The following is a 16,807-nucleotide window of genomic DNA, read 5'->3' as shown; positions in this document are numbered from 1 at the left end:
CATGCCCATCATCGTCCACCTCGATGTGATGCTGGCACGCCGCAAGATGCGCTCGCGCGAACTGGCCGAGATGGTCGGCATCACCGAACAGAATATTTCCCTGCTCAAGAGCGGCAAGGTGCGCGGCGTGCGCTTCGACACGCTGGAGCGCATCTGCGAGGCACTGCAGTGCCAGCCCGGCGACCTGCTGGAATGGGTGGCAGGGCCCGAGGCTTGAGCAGCGGACGGCTGCGGCTGATCGCGGGCCTGCTGCTGTCGCTGCTGCTGCACGGGGCGCTGCTGTGGCAGGGTCTGGCCCCGGAGATTGGGCGGCCCGGCACCGGGCAGGCCGAGGCGCACCGCCTTCAGGTGGTCTGGGTCGAGGCGCCGACGCCGGCCCCCTCTCCTGCTCCAGCGGTTGCCCGGCCCGGACCGGCACCCGCGCCCAATCCCGCGCCCAGGCCCAAGCCTGCGCGGCGGCCGGACACCGCCGCCGTCGCACCGCCTTCAAGGCAAAGCGCAGGGGCTGCAAAGGCCACGGAGCAGGCCGCAACAGCCGCCGCGCCGCAAGCGCCTGTGCCCGCCGACACCGAGGCCGTCCCGGACACCGCGCGCAGCGCCAGGGCCATGGGCCGCCTGCTGGACTCGGCCGCAGGCCGCGAGGCCGTGCAGTCGGCGGCCCGGCAGGGCCTGGTCAGGCCCCAGATCCATGCGCAGCGCGAGGACCCGCTGGCCAGCGGCATGCGCGAGGCCGCCCAGGGCGATTGCATGAAGGGCGAGTTCAAGGGCGGCGGCATGGGCCTGCTGAGCCTGCCCATGCTGGCGGCCGCTGCGCTCAAGGGCGAGTGCAGCCGCTGAAGATGCAGTGGCGAGGCCTATTGCGCAGGGCCTAGGCCTATTGCGCAGGGTCGCGCACTTCCCAGCGGATGGCGTCGATGGCCGACAGCAGTTCGGGCGACAGTTGCGTGCCCCAGGCGTTCAGGTCCTCATCGAGCTGGGCCACCGAGGTCACGCCGATGATGGTGCTGGCCACCTGCCACTTGGTGTAGCAAAACGCCAGCGCCAGCTGCGTGGGCGTCATGCCATGCTCGCGCGCCAGCGCGTTGTAGCGGCGCGCGGCGGCCAGGGCTTCGGGCCGGCCCCAGCGCTGCTTTCGCACGGACTCGTAGCGCGCAATGCGTGCGGCCTGCGGCGCAGCGGGATCGGTGGGCGCATGCACGTCGAACTTGCCCGTGAGCAGGCCGAAGGCCAGCGGCGAATAGGCCAGCAGCGAGACACCCAGGCGGTGGCAGCTTTCGTCCATGCCGTTTTCCCAGCTGCGGTTGAGCAGGCAGTAGGCGTTCTGCACCGAGGCCACTCGCGGCAGGCCGTGCTGCTCGGCCAGGCGCACGAATTCGTGCACGCCCCAGGGCGTTTCATTGGACAGGCCGATGTGGCGCACCTTGCCTTCACGGACCAGGCGGCCCAGCGCCTCGAGCTGCTCGTGGATGCCGGTCTGCGAGCTTTCCTTGGCCGGGTCGTAGTACAGCTGGCCGAAAGCCGGCACGTTGCGCTCGGGCCAGTGGATCTGGTAGAGGTCGATCACGTCCGTGCACAGGCGGCGCAGGCTGCCTTCGCAGGAGGCGGCGATGTCGGCCGCCGTCATGCCCTTGCCCTCGCGCACCCAGGGCATGCCCCGCGAAGGACCGGCCACCTTGGTGGCCAGCACGACCTTGGCGCGCGCGCCGGGGCGCTGGGCGAACCAGCGGCCGATGATGGTCTCGGTGGCGCCGCAGGTTTCGGCGCGTGCGGGCACGGCATACATCTCGGCCGTGTCGAAGAAGTCCACGCCGCGTTCCAGCGCGCGGTCCATGATGGCAAAGGCCTCGGCCTCGCCGACCTGCTCGCCGAACGTCATGGTGCCCAGGCAGATGGGGCTGACTTGCAATGCGCTTTGACCGAGCGCCACCGGTTGCATCGAGGGGGAATTCATGGGCACCGAGTGTAGGGCCGCCCGTGTTTACCCTGACGGCAGCGCGCCCACCCGGCCAGGGCCGGGCGGGCGCGCTGCGTTCGTCGGGATCAGGCGCCCTGCGGTGCCTCGGCCTGCAGCACGCCGCGGTTGATCTGGTCGCGCTCCATGGACTCGAACAGGGCCTTGAAATTGCCTTCGCCGAAGCCTTCGCGGTAGTTGCCCTTGCGCTCGATGAACTCGAAGAACACGGGGCCCAGCATGGGCTGGGAGAAGATCTGCAGCAGCAGGCGCGGCTGGCCGCCCTCGGTCGTGCCGTCCAGCAGGATGCCGCGTGCCTGCAGCTCGCCCACGGGCTGGCCGTGGCCGGGCAGGCGGCCTTCCAGGTTCTGGTAGTAGATGTCGTTGGGCGCGGTCAGCAGCGGAATGCCGGCCATCTGCAGCTGGTCGATGGAGTCCAGCAGGTTGTCCGTCAGCAGCGCGATGTGCTGGATGCCCTCGCCGTTGAACTGCATGAGGAATTCCTCGATCTGGCCGCCGCCCTGGCGCGATTCCTCGTTCAGCGGAATGCGGATCAGGCCGTCGGGCGCGGTCATGGCCTTGGAGGCCAGGCCGGTGTACTCGCCCGAGATGTCGAAGTAGCGGATCTCGCGGAAATTGAACAGCTTGCTGTAGAAGACCGCCCAGTAGGTCATGCGGCCGCGGTAGACGTTGTGCGTCAGGTGGTCCACCACATGGAAGCCGTGGCCCTTGGGGTTGCGGTCCACGCCGGGCAGGAACTCGAAGTCGATGTCGTAGATGGACTTGCCTTCGTCGAAGCGGTCGATCAGGTACAGCGGCGCGCCGCCGATGCCCTTGATGGCCGGCAGGCGCAGCTCCATGGGACCCGTGGGGATCTCCACCGGCTGGGCGCCCAGTTCCAGCGCGCGCTTGTAGGCCTGGTGCGCGTCCTTGACGCGGAAGGCCAGGCCGCAGGCCGAGGCGCCGTGCTCGGCCGCGAAATAGGCGGCCTGCCCCGGCTCATTGTTGATGATGAAGTTGATGCCTCCCTGGCGGTACAGCAGCACGTTCTTGGAACGGTGCTTGGCCACCAGGGTGAAGCCCAGCTTCTCGAACAGCGGCTCCAGCACGCCGGGCGCGGGCGACGCGAATTCCACGAATTCGAAGCCCATCAGGCCCATCGGGTTGTCGAACAGGTCTGCCATGGTTGGTTCTCCTTGAAGGTTTCAACGGGGGATGTGCGCGGGTTCCAGTACGGATTCCAGCACAGGCGTGGGACGTTGGCGGAACACGAGGCGATAGGCCCCGTAGACCACCAGGACCCAGATCGGAATGGCCAGCGCGGAGGACCGCACCGACGGTGTCAGCAGCATCACGCCCACCACCAGGGCCATGGCGGCCAGGCAGATGGCGTTGGTCAGCGGCGCGGCCGGTGCGGGAAAGCCCAGCACGGTCTTGCGCGCCACATGCGCCCGGCGAAAGCGCCAGTGCGCCACGATGATGATGGTCCAGGTGATCACCAGGGCTGCCACGATCAGCGACATCAGCAACTCGAGCACGCCGGCCGGCGCCACATAGTTCAGCACGATGGCCAGCGCCGTGAAGATGGCCGGATAGACAATGGCCCGCACCGGCACGCCGCGGCGGTTGACCTGCATCAGCGAGCGCGGCGCATTGCCTTCGCTGGCCATGCCGTACAGCAGGCGGCTGTTGCTGTAGACCATGCTGTTGTAGACCGACAGCGTGGCCGTGAGGATCACGAAGTTCAGCAGGTGGGCGGCCGTGTTCTCGCCCAGGCCCGAGAACACCAGCACGAAGGGGCTGCTGCTGTAGGTGTCGCCGCCTGCCTTGAGCTGGCCCAGCAGGTCCGTCCAGGGCATCAGCGACATCAGCACGGCCATGGAGCCGATGTAGAACACCAGCACGCGATAGATCAGCTGGTTCACGGCCTTGGGGATGACGGTGCGCGGCTGGTCGGTCTCGGCCGCAGCGAAGCCCAGCATCTCCACGCCGCCGAAGGCGAACATGATGAAGGCGAAGGCCATCACCAGGCCTGAGAAGCCGTTGGGGAAGAAGCCGCCGTGCGTCCACAGGTTGCGCACGGTCTGCTCGGGCCGGTCGGCGTTGGCCAGCAGATACACGCCCGCAGCGATCATGGCCAGCACGGCCGCGATCTTGATCAGCGCGAACCAGAACTCGAACTCGCCATAGGCCTTGACGTTGATGAAGTTCACGCCGTTGATCAGCACGAAAAACACCGCCGCCGTCACCCAGGTGGGTATGCCGGGCCACCAGAACTGGATGAACTTGCCTGCGGCCGTCAGCTCCAGCATGCCCACGAGCACATACAGCGCCACACAGTTCCAGCCCGCCAGAAAGCCCGCGAAGCGGCCCAGGTAGCGGTTGGCGAAATAGCTGAACGAGCCCGCGTTGGGCTCCTCGACCAGCATCTCGCCCAGGAAACGCATGATGAAAAAGATGATCAGCCCGCCAATGGCGTAGCCGAGCAGCACGGACGGGCCGGCCAGCTCGATGATGCCGGCCGAGCCCAGGAACAGGCCCGTGCCGATGGTGCCGCCCAGCGCGATGAGCTGGATATGGCGGTTCTTGAGCCTGCGCTCCAGATGGCCCTGCGAAGAAGAACTGTGCATCAAGGGGGTGCTCCGGCTCTCAGCAAGGCGCGCGGCGGCGCAGGGGTTGGAACACTTCGGTGGTCTTCACGGCAATGTCTCCTCGTGGGGTGCCTGTTGGAATGCGGGGCGTTGTGCGCCCCTTGTTGATGGGTATCAACTATAAAAAACAATAAATTATTATTTCTTGTAATTTATCCCTATGGACAAGCCCAAAAAGAAGGAGTAGCGAAGGCGATCGACGCATTGCCGCCCGCCATGCCGCACTGCGGCAACGGTTGAACGCCCGCAACAAACAAAAACAATCTACTATTATTTTTTTGCCCTCTGGAGCCCAGAACATGACGACGTCCGCCACGCAGCGGCGCGCACGCACGCCGCAGACCGAGCGTGTGGAGACAACGCAACGCAAGATCATCGACTCCGCCCTGGCGCTGCTGCGCGAGGGCGGCTTCAAGAGCGCCACACTGCAGGCCATCGCGCGTGGCGCCGATGTGTCGCTGGGCGCGCTGCAGCACCACTTCGAGAGCCGCGACGCGCTGATGGAGCGGCTGGTCATCGAGGTCATGGAGCCGCTGAGCGACCAGGGCACGGTCTGGCCCGACAAGGCCCTGCCCCTGCGCGAGCGTGCACAGACCTTCGTCACCCTGGCCTGGGACAACATCTTCGGCGCGGCCAACTACCAGGCGGCCTGGAGCATGTTCTTCGGCTGCAAGGCCTCCCCCTCGCTGTTCGACCGCGTGGACGCGCGCCGGGTACATGTGGACAGCGTGTTCTACACCCGCTTCCTGGACGTCTTCCCCGAGATCGCGGCCCACCATCCCCGCCCCCAGGGCTTTGCGGCCATGGCCTTCGCCATCCTGCGCGGCACCGGCGTGCTGGAGCTGTTCGAGGTGGGCGAGCAGGAGCGCCAGGGCAGCCTTGATGCGCTGGTCGAGGCCATCGTCCAGGCAGGCACCCCTCAGGCCGGCGGCGGCGGCGGCGCCGCCGCCTGAACCTCGGTCAGTCCCCAGACCCTGCGCAGTTGCGACAGCGTGGCCACCAGGGCCGGATCGTGCTCGGCCTCGCGCGGGTGGATGAAGCCCAGCTGCGCCGACACGCGCGCATGCGGCCAGATGGCCACGCAGCCATGCTCGGCCGCGGCCAGGGCGCGGTCCTCGCGCAGCAGCGCCAGGCCCAGGCCGGCGCGCACCAGGCTCTCGGGCGCGGCGGCGGCATCGCTTTCCACGATCTGATTGGGGCTCAGCCCCTGGCGGGCGAACAGCGCCAGCAGCAGGGCCTGCTCATGGTGCTGCGCGGGCGCACCGATCCAGGGCAGTTGCGCCAGGTCCTTCCAGCCCGATTGCAGGACGCGTTCGCGCAGCGCGGGCGGCGCCGCCACGCGGTAGTGCAGTGTCTGCAGCACCAGGGCGCCCAGGTCGCGCGGCATGTGGGCGCCGATGTAGAACGCGCCCTGCAGGCCGCCGGCCGCGACCTGCGCGCGCAACTCCTCGGCCCAGCCCTGGCGTGTCTTGATGTCCAGCAGCGGCAGCGCCTCCACCAGGCCATGCAGCAGCGAGCCCAGGCGCAGCGCCTCGGGGTCGGCCACCGTGCCCAACAGCAGCTGGCCGGTGATCTCGCCCTGCAGCTCGCGGGCCTGGCCCTGCAGGCGTCCTGCCGCATCCAGCACCTGCCGGGCGGGCTCCATCAGGGCCTCGCCGGCCCGCGTGAGGCTGATGCGGCCCGGGCGCCGGTCGAACAGCGCCACGCCCAGCTCTTCCTCCAGCGCCTTGATCTGGGCCGTGATGGCGGGCTGTGTCAGGTGCAGGGCCTCGGCCGTGCGCGTGACGCTGCCCAGCGTGGCCGCCGTGACGTAGGCGCGCAGCTGATACATCTCCATGGGCGGCCAGCCTAGCGCAGGCGCCAGGGCCTGCGGCCCGGGCAGGCCCGGGTGTCAGGGAACATCCCTAGCCGTCTCATCGTTCACTCATCGAGGTAGCGCAGCTGCGTGGGCTCGATGCCCAGGCGCACCGGCATGCCCATGGGGAACATGGCAATGCCCGCGTAGTGCGCCTGGTCGGCGACCACGGCCACCTCGCCCACGCGCACGCGGTAGCGCGAGAACTCGCCCAGGAACTCGGCGCTTTCGATCTGCCCTTCCACCCACACGCGCGAGGCATCGCCCGCATCGTCGCGCACCGCAATCTGCACCTGGTGCGGCCGGAAGGCCAGCGCCGCGCGCCCCGGCACGGGCGGCTGGGCCGGGCGCGGCAGGGTCAGCGTGCCCAGGCCCGGCACCTTGAAGACCAGCGACTCGCCTATCGTCGGCAGCACCTCGCCCTCCAGCACATTGGCCGTGCCGACAAAGCCCGCCACGAAGCGGTTGGCCGGATAGTCGTACAGCCCAGCCGCCGAGCCCACCTGCTGCAGCACGCCCTTGTCGAGCACGGCCATGCGGTCGGCCGTGGTCATGGCCTCCTCCTGGTCGTGGGTGACGAAGATGGTGGTCAGGCCCAGCTTGCGCTGCAGGCTGCGCAGTTCCTCGCGCATCTGCACGCGCAGCTGCTTGTCGAGGTTGGACAGCGGCTCGTCCAGCAGCAGCAGCTTGGGCGCGATCACCACGGTGCGCGCCAGCGCCACGCGCTGCTGCTGCCCGCCCGACAGCTGGCCCGGGCGGCGCTGCGCGTACTGCGACAGGCCCACCAGCTCCAGCACCTCGCCCACCTTGCGGCGGATGGTGTCGCGGCTTTCGCGGCGCTCGACCAGGCCGAAGGCCACGTTGTCGTACACCGTCATGTGCGGCCACAGCGCATAGTTCTGGAACACCATGCCGATGTTGCGCGCATGCGGCGGCACGCCCGTGATGTCCTGCCCGCCCACCAGCAGCTCGCCGCGCTGGTGCCGGTTGAAACCGGCAATCAGCCGCAGCAGCGTGGACTTGCCCGAGCCCGAAGGCCCCAGCAGCGCGAAGAACTCGCCAGGCTCGATCTTGAGGTTGACGTCGCGCAGCACTTCGTTGCTGCCGTAGCTCAGGCTGATGTGCCTGCATTCGAGGGAGACAGGGTCCAGGTGCATGGCGGTTCACTCCGAAGTCGATTGCACGGTGGCGCGCGAGCGCTCCACGAAGCGGTGCGAGAAATACGTGCCCAGGCCGACCACGACCACGGCCAGCACGCCCAATGCCGCACCGGGTCCGCGCCCCGAGATGCTTTGCATGTACAGGTAGATGCCGTAGCTCATGGGCGCCTGGCTCTGGGCCGAGGCCAGCATGATGGTGGCCGACAGCTCCACGGCCGCCGTGATGAAGCTGGTGACGAAGCCGGCCAGGATGCCGCCGGCCATCAGCGGCACCATCACGCGCCGTATCACGCTGGTGCGGCCCGCGCCCAGGCTTTGCGCGGCCTCCTCCAGCGAGATGTGCACCTGCTGCAGCGCCGCCATGCACGAGCGCAGCGCATACGGCAGCCGCCGCACCGCATAGGCCAGCATGATCAGCACCCAGGTCGTGACGATGGGCGTATCGGTGAAGGGCAGGTTCACGCCCTTGAACAGGCGCAGGTAGCCGATGGCCAGCACCAGCCCCGGAATCGCCAGCGCCACCGAGGCCAGGTAGTCCAGCCACTGCCGGGCAGGCAGCCGGGTGCGCAGGATCAGGTAGGCGATGGCGGTGCCGATCACCACGTCGATGCCCGCCGCCATCAGGCAGTACAACAGCGTGTTGCCGATCATGTAGCCCGAGTCGGTGAACACCGTGGCGTAGTGCTCCAGCGTGTAGCTGTCGGGCAGCACCGAGAAGCTCCAGACCTTGGAGAACGACATCAGCAAGATGCCGATGTGCGGCGCCAGCACCACCAGCAGCACCAGGGCGATCCAGCCATAGGCCAGCAGCGCCTCCCAGGCCGACAGCCGGCGCTTTTGCAGCGCGCTGCCGCCCTTTTGTAGCGTGGCGTAGTCCTTGCCCTTCATCACCCGCGCGGCCAGCCACAGGGCGACGATGGAGAACGCGATCATGATCACGCTGATCACATAGCCCAGCGGATCATCGAGCCCCACCGAGGTGATGCGCAGATAGGCCTGGGGCGCCAGCATATTGGTCACGCCCATCACCAGCGGCGTGCCCAGGTCGTCGAACACCTTGACGAACACCAGGGCCGCGCCCGCCAGGTAGCCGGGCATGGCCAGCGGAAAGATCACGCGCCGGAACAGCCGGAAACCACGCGAGCCCAGGTTCAGCGCCGACTCCTCCATGGCCCCGTCGATATTGCGCATGGCCGCCACGAGGTTGAGCAAGATGAACGGGAAGTAGTGGATGCTCTCCACGAAGATCACGCCCGTCAGCCCCTCCATGATGGGCACGGTGAAGCCGAACCAGTCGTCCAGCAGCAGGTTGACCGAGCCGCTGCGCCCGAAGATCAGCTGCAGCGCCACCGCCCCCACGAAGGGCGGCATGATCAGCGGCAGCACGCCCAGCGTCTGTATCAGCAGCGCGCCCCGGAACTCGAAGCGCACCGTCAGATAGGCCAGCGGCACGGCGATCAGGCTGGCGAAGAACACGCTGGCCAGGGACACGCCCAGGCTGTTGAAGAACGACTCGCGGAAGACGGTCTGGCCGAAGAAATTGCCGAAGTGCCCCAGTGTGAGCCCGCCGCCTTCATTGACGAAGGCGGTGTAGACCACCATGCCCACGGGCACGATGAGAAAGGCCAGCAAAAAGGCCAGGATCAGCGCGAAGGCCAGCCACGGCCCCCAGCCCGACGGAATGCGCCGTGCGCGCGCAGCAAGGGGGGCGACGCCGGGCGCCGCCATGGAATCGATGCTCATGCGAATGCTCCGCAGCGAAAGAGACTGTCAAGGGGAGTGCATGCAGGCGCCCGGTGCCGGGCCCCTGCGCCCGCCACTTACCGGGCCAGGCCGCGCGCCTCGGCGGCCAGCTTGCCTGCGCGCTCGTAGTTGGCACGCGCCTTGTCGGCCCACATCTGCTCCAGGCCCGTCAGCTCCTTGGACACGGCCACATCGCGCCGGCTCTTGCGGAACAGCTCCAGGAACTGCTCGTCCTTCACATTGGCTTCGCCCACCAGCGGCGAGTAGGCGATGTCGCGCGCTTGCGCCAGCAGCTCCTGCCCCTTGGCATTGGGCTTGGCCTGCAGGGCCTTGTGCGCCTCCTGGATGGCGCGCGTGGCCGCCTGCAGCTCCTTGAGGCGGAAGGTCACCATCTGGTCGAACAAGCTGATCACCACGGCATAGCGCGACTCGGACAGGTTGGCGTCGAACTGCACCTTGGCGCGCTGCGCCACCTCCTGCGGCACGGGGTAGCCGGCCGGCGCCTTGAGCTGGCTGTAGGGCAGGATGGGCAGGCGGCTGATCTTGGGGTCGAACAGCAGCTGCTGGCCCGGCACCGACATGGTGAAGGCCATGAACTTGCGCGCCTCATCGGCATTCTTGGCACCCGCGATCAGCGCGATGTTGGCCGGCACCACGGCCGTCATCGCCGGATAGGCGAAGTCCACCGGGAAGCCCGAGTACTTGCCCGCCAGCCCGAAGAAATCGATCACGATGCCTATGCCGTACTGGCCGTTGTTCACGCCATCGGGCACGGCAAAGCTGCGGTCGGTCACGGCGGCGGCATTGCCCATCATGGACAGCAGCTGGCGCCAGCCCTTGTCCCAGCCCTCGCCCTGCAGGATGGTCTCCACCGTCAGCTGCGTGGTGCCCGAGCGCGAGGGCGAGGAGATGGCGATGTGGCCGAAGTACTCGGGCCGCGTCAGATCGCTCCACTCCTTGGGCGCCGCCAGCTTGTGCGCCTTCAGGTAGCGCGTGTTCCACATGATTCCGTAGCCTGCCAGCGCCTGTCCGTAGTACAGGCCCTGCGGGTCGTTGAGCGGGTAGTTGCCGATCTTGGCGGGTGCGGCCGGATTGCGCGTCTCGGGCGCGGCGGTCAGCAGCTTGTTGCGCGCCAGCACCTCGAAGGCATCAGGGGCGCTGGCCCACATGATGTCGGGCCGCTGGCCCTCGGGCAGCTCGCGCACATAGGCCACGGCGGCCGTGGTGTTCTTGTTCAGGATCTCTATCTTGATCCCCGGGTTGGCCGCCTCGAAGGCCTTCTGGTAGGCCGTGGTCAGCTCCTTGGGAAACGAGGTCAGCACCGTCACCGTGCCGGCCTGGGCCGCCATGGCGGCGCCCCACAATCCTGCGGCCATGGCGGCCGTCAGCCATCTGCGTTGCTGCATTGCTGTCTCCTTCGGGTTGTTGTGCGGTCGATCTGCAACCCACTGTAGGCAGCGCCGGCCCTGCCGGCCAATCATTGTTTCTGATGCCGTGCATCAGCGGCGGCGGCGCTCGGGTTAACCCGGCGCGAAAGCACAAGCACGGCAAAGAGCACAAAGACCATGCCGGCAGCCTCAGTCCCAATTTGGGACTAACATCCACCCATGCACATCGTGGCCCGTTCCACCCTCGTCAATTTCTACAGCAGGCCGGAGCATGCGGATGCCAAAGGACCGCTTGAGGCGTGGTTCGACATGGCCACCCGCGCGCAGTGGACCTGCCCCCAGGACGTGAAGGACCAGATCGGCAATGCCAGCATCGTGGGCAACAACCGGGTCGTGTTCAACGTCAAAGGCAACGACTACCGCCTGATTGCCGCCATCGCCTACAGGCAGCAGTGGCTGTACATCAAGTTCATAGGCACGCACGCGCAGTACGACAAGGTGGATGCCGCCACGGTGGACCAGAGCCTGCAATGAAAGGAATGACCATGGAAATCCGCCCCATCCGGACCGAGCAGGATTACAGGACAGCACTGACCGAGATATCGCAACTGATCGACAAGGACCCGGCCTCGGGAACGCCCGACGGCGACAGGCTGGACATTCTCGGAACGCTGGTTGAGGCCTACGAGACAAGGCATTACCCCATCGCTCCCCCCGACCCTATCGATGCGCTGCGCCTGCTCATGGAGTCCCGGGGCATGACGGTCAAGGACCTGGTGCCCTACATCGGGCAGACCAACCGCATCTACGAAATACTCAACCGCAGCCGCCCCCTGACGCTGAACATGCTCTACAGGCTTCATGACCTGGGCATACCGGCCGAGAGCCTGCTGTCCCGCCCGCGCACCGCCGCCTCGGAAAGCCACGGCTGATGCCCACCCCGGCCGGGAGCCGTGCTGGCGCACCGGGAAATCCCCAGCCACCGCTGTCCCGCCCCTGACTGCTGCACAGCAGCAAACCGGAATAATCGGCGGGATGCTGCAAGCCCCCTCTTCCCTCCCCGCCACGGCCGCTGAAGAAGCGCCCATCTACGTTGCCAGCCGCCCCTGGCGCTCGCGCATGGTGCCGGTGCGCACCATGGAGTACCACGTGCGCGAGTGGGGGCCCGTGGATGGAGATCCTGCCCTGGCGCCGCTGGTGCTGGTGCACGGCTGGATGGATGTGGCGGCCTCCTACCAGTTCGTGGTCGATGCCTTTGGCGAGGCCTTCATGGCGGGGCGCCGCATCATCGCGCCGGACTGGCGCGGCTTCGGCCTGAGCCGGCCGGCCTGGCCTGCCGACCGGCATGACTTTGCCGACTACCTGGGCGACCTGGACCATCTGCTGGACACCCTGGTGGGCGATACGCCCGTGGACCTGGTGGGCCACAGCATGGGCGGCAACGTGTCCATGATGTATGCGGGCGCGCGGCCTGCGCGCATACGCCGGCTGGTCAATCTGGAGGGCTTCGGCATGCCGGCCACCCGGCCCGACCAGGCGCCCGCACGCTATGCGCAGTGGATGGACGAGCTGCGCCAGCTGCGCAGCGGGGGCATGGAGCTCAAGAGCTATGACAGCGTGCAGGACGTGGCTCGCAGGCTGATGAAGACCAACCGCCGCCTGCCCGGGGACAAGGCGCTGTGGCTGGCCCACCACTGGGCGGCGCCCAATGCGCAGGGCCGCTGGGAAATCCTGGGCGACACGGCGCACAAGCTCATCAGCGCGCAGCTGTTCCGCGTGGAAGAAATCCTGGCCCTGTACCGTGCCATCACGGCGCCGGTACTGGCCGTCGAGGCCAGCGACGACAGCCTGGGCATGTGGTGGAAGGACCGCTACACGCTGGCCGAGTACCACGAGCGCATCGGGCAGATTGCGGACTGCCGCACGGCCGTGGTTCAGGACGCGGGCCACATGCTGCACCACGACCAGCCGGCGGACGTGGCCGGGCTGATCGAGCAATTCCTCAGCACCTGAGGCCGGCGCGCACCGCTACTGCAGCCTAATGCAACCTACTGCAACCTACTGCGGCCGCAGCATCATCGAATGGCGCCAGCGCGCGGGCGCCATCTGCAGCGGCCGGTAGCGGCCGTCGGCCCATTCGGCAGACATGTCTGCATAGCGGCTGGACAGGGCCACGCCGCTTTGTCCGGTCTGGTAGATGAACAGCGAGCGCTCGGGCTCGGCCAGGTCGTAGATGGCGCGCAGCGATGCCGCATGGCGGTTGGCAAACGGCGCCCTGGCATCACCGGGCAGGTACTGTCCCACGTTGACGGTATAGCTGTCACCGCCCGAAGGCACGCTGACATTGAAGATGCCTGCCAGCAGCCCCACGCTGCCCAGCGGCCGATGGCTGCTCAGGGCCGCATGCGCCGTGCCCCAGCGCCAGCGGCCCAGGTCGCTGCCCTGCATGGACTGCAGGCGCACCAGCGCCCGGTCCAGCGCCTGGCTGATCTGGGCACTGCAGCCTGCAGCTGCGCACCACCAGCCGTCGCGGCGTTCCAGCATGCCTTCGATGCCTGCGCGGTAGTCGCGCTTGCCATAGGTGGCCGCAAAGGTCTGGGCGCCAATGCGCGGGATCACCAGGCCGCGCGTGAGTTCGTCCACCCAGGCGGCAAAGATCAGGGGCGCGGCCTGCGCAGCATCCATGCGGCCGTCGAACTGCGCCATCACCCGGCGCGCCTGCGGGGCCAGCGGATGTGTGGCCGGCGCTTCGTCCAGGGCCTTGAGCATTTGCGGCAGCAGGGCGCGGGCGGCCAGCGAGGTCTGGTCGTTCTGGATGGAGGCCATGCTGACCATGTCGTGCCTGTCCTTCGCCTCGATGAGCTCGGAGATGCGGCGATGCCGGTACGGCAGGCTCCAGTCCTGGGTGAGGAAGTGGGCATAGCCCTCGCGCGTGATGCGCTGGTTGGCGGTGGCCAGATAGCCCAGCGCCGTTCCATCGTCCTGAGGAGCCTGGTCGTAGGGCAGCCAGCCCTGCCAGTCGTAGCGTGCCTCCCAGCCCGGCGCGGGCGCCACGCCGCGCAGGTCGTTGTCGGCCGCACGCAGCGGCACCCGGCCTGCGGCCTTGAAGCCGATGGCGCCATGCACATCGGCCGCGACGATGCTCTGCATGGGCGAGTGATAGTCGGCAAAAGCCTCGAACAGCTGGGCCACGCTGCGCGCCTCGTTGGCCCGCAGGCCCGCCTGCACGGTGAGGTTGTCGGTGTCCAGCGCCGCCCAGCGCAGGGCCACGGCGTAGCGGCGCTTGTCGAGCACGGCCTCGTACTGGGGCTGCACATCGCTGATCACGGGACCGTGGCGCGTGCTGCGCAGCGTGAGCTGCACATCGGCCCGGCCCTTGACCCTGATGCGCTCGCTGCGCTCGGTGAAAGGCGCCCAGCCGTCCGGCGTGCGGTAGCGGCCCGGGTTGCCTGGATCGATCTGCTCCAGGTACAGATCCTGCACATCGGGATTCGTGTTGGTAAAGCCCCAGGCCACCTCGCGCGTGCGCCCCAGCACCACGAAGGGCAGGCCCGGCAGGGTGGCCCCCACCACGTCGATGGGCGACAGCGGCGTGCCGTCCTGCGCTTGACCAGCAGGCGATTGCAGGCGTGCGTAGTACCAGATGGCGGGCGCGCTCAGGCCCAGATGGGGATCGTTGGCCAGCAGCGGTTTGCCGCTGGCCGTGCGGCTGCCCGACAGCACCCAGTTGTTGCTGCCCTTGCCGTCGTTGGTGCCCGCATCGCGCACCATGTCGCGGGACCAGCGGGCCCAGGCATCGCTCGCCTCGCTGGCGGCAGCCACCTTGGACGCAGACGCAGCCTGTGCCTCCTGGCGGTACACGCCCAGCCCCCGGTAAAGCGCGGCCAGATCGGTGGAGGTGGCCGGCGCCTCGCCGGGATAAGGCGGCATCAGCTGCCACAGCTGCTGTGTGTCCAGTTGCGAGAGCGCGGCCAGCCGCGCGAATTCGTTGCCCCAGTTGCCGCCCAGGTCCAGCGCCATCATCAGCGCCCAGCCCACGCTGTCCTCGGGCGCCCAGGCCGAGTTGTCGCCGCCGCCCGGCGACGTGTCCAGCAGCATGAACTCGGGCACCTGCGGGTGCTGGCGCATGGGCAGCGCCGCATAGAAGGCCGCGATGCCTTCGCTGTAGGCCTGCAGCGCCTCGCGCGCGTTGGCGGGCAGGGATGCGTACTGGCGCCGCGCCGCGCCGCGTATGTCCAGCGCGCGCATGAGCTTGTCGGTGTCCAGCGTGGCCGGGCCGAGGATCTCGGACAGCGTGCCATGCATCAGGCGGCGGTTGAACTCCAGCTGCCAGCCGCGCTCCTGCGCATGCACATGGCCCAGCGCGCGCCACAGGTCCTGCGGCGAGAAGGCGCTGATGTGGGTGACGTCGGCATCATCGCGCCGCACGCGCACGGGCTGCTCCAGCCCGGCCAGCGTGAGCTGTCCGTCAAGCACCGGCTGCACGCGCACGGCATAGATGGCCAGCGCGCTGCCGGCCAGCAGGGCCGAGCCGACCACCGCCACGGCGCCCACACCCCACCACCGCGAGTTCAGGATTCGCATGATTCCCATTCTTTTCCCCACCCTCTGCTTTTTTCGTATCGTAGTGTTGCAGTTTGTAGCATATGCGCGCGCGACATGCTCACATTGCTCACGACAGAAAGCCGCGCCTGCAGGGCGCAGGCTTCAGGCGACAATCACTGCCGGCCCTGCGCGCATGGATGCAGGGCAACCGACAGAAACAGGAAGTACGTGGAATGTGGCCTTTCAGCCTCTTGAAGAAGCTCACCCAGGACCCGCCCGTGGGCCAGCCCCGTGGTGACTACATCGGCTGCTACCTGCTGGGCACCGAGGCGCCGGGCCAGGCCGGCGTCAGCTACGTCTCTCTGGCCACCACGCGCGAGCAGCTGGAGGCCGACGCCCGCGCCTATCTCGAAGGCTTCGTGCGCGACCACCCCGAAGCGGCCGACACCGACCTGTCCGCCATCCGCTCCCTGCTGGAGAACCTGCCCCAGCGCCTGGACGCCCACCTGTCCGGCGACACGCGCGTGCCGCTGGCCGAGCAAGGCGGCACCGTGCTCTTCCTGCGCACCGGCATGCGCGCCCGCCGCAAGGAAAACGGCCGGTATCTCGAATAGCAGTCAGCCCCCACCGCCACCGTACAGAGCCTCAAAAACTGGCGCGGCCAAGAACAAGGGACAGCGAGCAAGGGCCTACGCCGGCCGCGCCGCCCCGCAGCGAGGCTGTCGTCCCCCCGCGAAGCGAGAGGGGGAAGGCGCGCAGCGCCTCAGGGGGAGTTCTGCTTGTGCACGTCTTGCCAGCGCAGCATGTCGGTCACGCGCTCGGCCTTGTCGTCATCGAAGCCCAGGCGCTCCACCCGCTCGGCCGGATTGGCCCAGGTGCCGAACAGCAGGTCCCAGACGGGCAGGCCGTAGTTCTGCGCATGGTGGCCGTACTGGTGGTGCACGGTATGCATCTCGGGCCGCTGCACGATGTATCCCAGCCAGCGCGGCGTGCGGATGTCGGCATGCAGGAACAGATCGAACGCCCCCGTGAGGCCGATGGCGAAGGCGGCAGCCAGCGGGCTGGCCCCCAGCACCCAGTAGCTGGACAGCGCGCTCAGCAGCACGGCGGCCGCCGTGTCCATGGGGTGGGCGAAGAAAGCCGTGAGCGCCTCCACGCGCGGCGCGCTGTGGTGCAGCTGGTGGAACAGGCGCCACAGCGTGTCCGACCGGTGCGTGGCGCGGTGCCACCAGTAAAAGACAAAGCTGGTCAACACAAAGCTCAGCGCGCCCACGGCCCAGGCCGGCCATTGCCGGCCCACGTCCAGCAGCGCATGGCGGCGGATGCCGTCCGAGAACAGATGGCCTACCGCCAAGGTGGTGGCCAGCGTGCCCAGGCCCAGCAGCGTGGACAGGATCAGCCAGCGCCGGTCGCAATGGTTGCGCGAGGCCGGCGCGATCACCTCGCGCGTGAAGATGCCGACGAACATCAGCGCCAGCAGCGGGTAGGCCGCGAACTCCCACATCTGCAGCATG

16 protein-coding genes are annotated in these 16,807 nt (G+C 68.1%); 7 read left to right on the top strand and 9 right to left on the bottom strand.

Translation table 11 applies throughout. From position 1 onward, the window contains the following. Position 1 precedes the first annotated feature (1 nt). Both IB269_RS03750 and IB269_RS03745 read left to right on the top strand, forming a co-directional pair. A complete protein-coding gene (locus tag IB269_RS03750) occupies positions 2-217 on the top strand; it encodes a helix-turn-helix domain-containing protein (RefSeq protein WP_013801570.1) in 216 nt (71 codons plus the stop codon). Next, positions 214-837: a hypothetical protein gene (locus tag IB269_RS03745; RefSeq protein ID WP_192366441.1), complete on the top strand. Its 624-nt coding sequence runs from the start codon at positions 214-216 to the stop codon at positions 835-837. Before IB269_RS03750 ends, IB269_RS03745 begins: the two co-directional genes overlap by 4 nt. 37 nt (positions 838-874) lie before the next feature. On the opposite strand, the gene IB269_RS03740 is transcribed toward IB269_RS03745, so the two are convergent. The 3 genes from IB269_RS03740 to IB269_RS03730 form a co-directional block, all read right to left on the bottom strand. Continuing rightward, the gene (locus IB269_RS03740; protein ID WP_192366907.1) at positions 875-1,936 is read right to left on the bottom strand and encodes an aldo/keto reductase; all 1,062 of its coding nucleotides are present in this window, start codon (positions 1,934-1,936) and stop codon (positions 875-877) included. A gap of 104 nt (positions 1,937-2,040) precedes the next feature. After that, entirely contained in the window at positions 2,041-3,135 is a 1,095-nt protein-coding gene (gene hppD, locus IB269_RS03735; RefSeq protein ID WP_192366440.1) for a 4-hydroxyphenylpyruvate dioxygenase, read from the bottom strand. Between the two features lie 21 nt (positions 3,136-3,156). Continuing rightward, positions 3,157-4,581, bottom strand: coding sequence for an amino acid permease (locus tag IB269_RS03730; RefSeq protein WP_097201753.1), 1,425 nt, complete (start codon positions 4,579-4,581; stop codon positions 3,157-3,159). 320 nt (positions 4,582-4,901) lie between these two features. Here IB269_RS03730 and IB269_RS03725 point away from each other — a divergent pair, with 320 nt between their 5' ends. After that, positions 4,902-5,555, top strand: a complete 654-nt coding sequence (locus tag IB269_RS03725; RefSeq protein ID WP_192366439.1) for a TetR/AcrR family transcriptional regulator — start codon at positions 4,902-4,904, stop codon at positions 5,553-5,555. On the opposite strand, the gene IB269_RS03720 is transcribed toward IB269_RS03725, so the two are convergent. The 4 genes from IB269_RS03720 to IB269_RS03705 all read right to left on the bottom strand — a co-directional run bounded on the left by IB269_RS03720 (position 5,522) and on the right by IB269_RS03705 (position 10,766). After that, positions 5,522-6,439, bottom strand: a complete 918-nt coding sequence (locus tag IB269_RS03720; protein ID WP_192366438.1) for a LysR family transcriptional regulator — start codon at positions 6,437-6,439, stop codon at positions 5,522-5,524. The genes IB269_RS03725 and IB269_RS03720 overlap by 34 nt on opposite strands. A gap of 83 nt (positions 6,440-6,522) precedes the next feature. Further along, entirely contained in the window at positions 6,523-7,614 is a 1,092-nt protein-coding gene (locus IB269_RS03715; protein ID WP_012206598.1) for an ABC transporter ATP-binding protein, read from the bottom strand. Between the two features lie 6 nt (positions 7,615-7,620). Next, positions 7,621-9,360: an ABC transporter permease gene (locus tag IB269_RS03710; protein ID WP_192366437.1), complete on the bottom strand. Its 1,740-nt coding sequence runs from the start codon at positions 9,358-9,360 to the stop codon at positions 7,621-7,623. Between the two features lie 77 nt (positions 9,361-9,437). Then, positions 9,438-10,766 (bottom strand): ABC transporter substrate-binding protein, encoded by a 1,329-nt coding sequence (locus tag IB269_RS03705; protein WP_013801562.1) that lies wholly within the window; start codon positions 10,764-10,766, stop codon positions 9,438-9,440. Between the two features lie 201 nt (positions 10,767-10,967). Between IB269_RS03705 and IB269_RS03700 the strand changes: the two genes are divergently transcribed. The 3 genes from IB269_RS03700 (at position 10,968) to IB269_RS03690 (ending at position 12,761) form a co-directional block, all read left to right on the top strand. After that, positions 10,968-11,282: a type II toxin-antitoxin system HigB family toxin gene (locus IB269_RS03700; protein WP_013801561.1), complete on the top strand. Its 315-nt coding sequence runs from the start codon at positions 10,968-10,970 to the stop codon at positions 11,280-11,282. Positions 11,283-11,293: 11 nt separating this feature from the next. After that, positions 11,294-11,680, top strand: a complete 387-nt coding sequence (locus IB269_RS03695) for a helix-turn-helix domain-containing protein (RefSeq protein WP_412523742.1) — start codon at positions 11,294-11,296, stop codon at positions 11,678-11,680. 103 nt (positions 11,681-11,783) lie between these two features. Next, entirely contained in the window at positions 11,784-12,761 is a 978-nt protein-coding gene (locus tag IB269_RS03690) for an alpha/beta fold hydrolase (RefSeq protein WP_013801560.1), read from the top strand. Positions 12,762-12,806: 45 nt separating this feature from the next. On the opposite strand, the gene IB269_RS03685 is transcribed toward IB269_RS03690, so the two are convergent. After that, positions 12,807-15,341 carry a penicillin acylase family protein gene (locus IB269_RS03685; RefSeq protein WP_192366436.1) on the bottom strand — a complete coding sequence of 845 codons (2,535 nt, stop codon included), beginning with the start codon at positions 15,339-15,341 and terminating at the stop codon, positions 12,807-12,809. A 185-nt stretch (positions 15,342-15,526) separates the two neighbouring features. Here IB269_RS03685 and IB269_RS03680 point away from each other — a divergent pair, with 185 nt between their 5' ends. Continuing rightward, entirely contained in the window at positions 15,527-15,907 is a 381-nt protein-coding gene (locus IB269_RS03680) for a hypothetical protein (protein ID WP_012206605.1), read from the top strand. Positions 15,908-16,056: 149 nt separating this feature from the next. Here the strand turns inward: IB269_RS03680 and IB269_RS03675 are convergent, their stop codons facing one another. Continuing rightward, complete coding sequence (locus tag IB269_RS03675) at positions 16,057-16,806, bottom strand: sterol desaturase family protein (protein ID WP_065348044.1); 750 nt, start codon at positions 16,804-16,806, stop codon at positions 16,057-16,059. Position 16,807: the final 1 nt, after the last annotated feature.

Source organism: Delftia sp. DLF01, from assembly GCF_014852125.1.
Taxonomy (GTDB): Bacteria; Pseudomonadota; Gammaproteobacteria; order Burkholderiales; family Burkholderiaceae_C; genus Comamonas; species Comamonas acidovorans.
The sequence above is the reverse complement of the archived record's forward strand: the minus strand, read 5'-3'. Positions and strand labels throughout refer to the sequence as shown.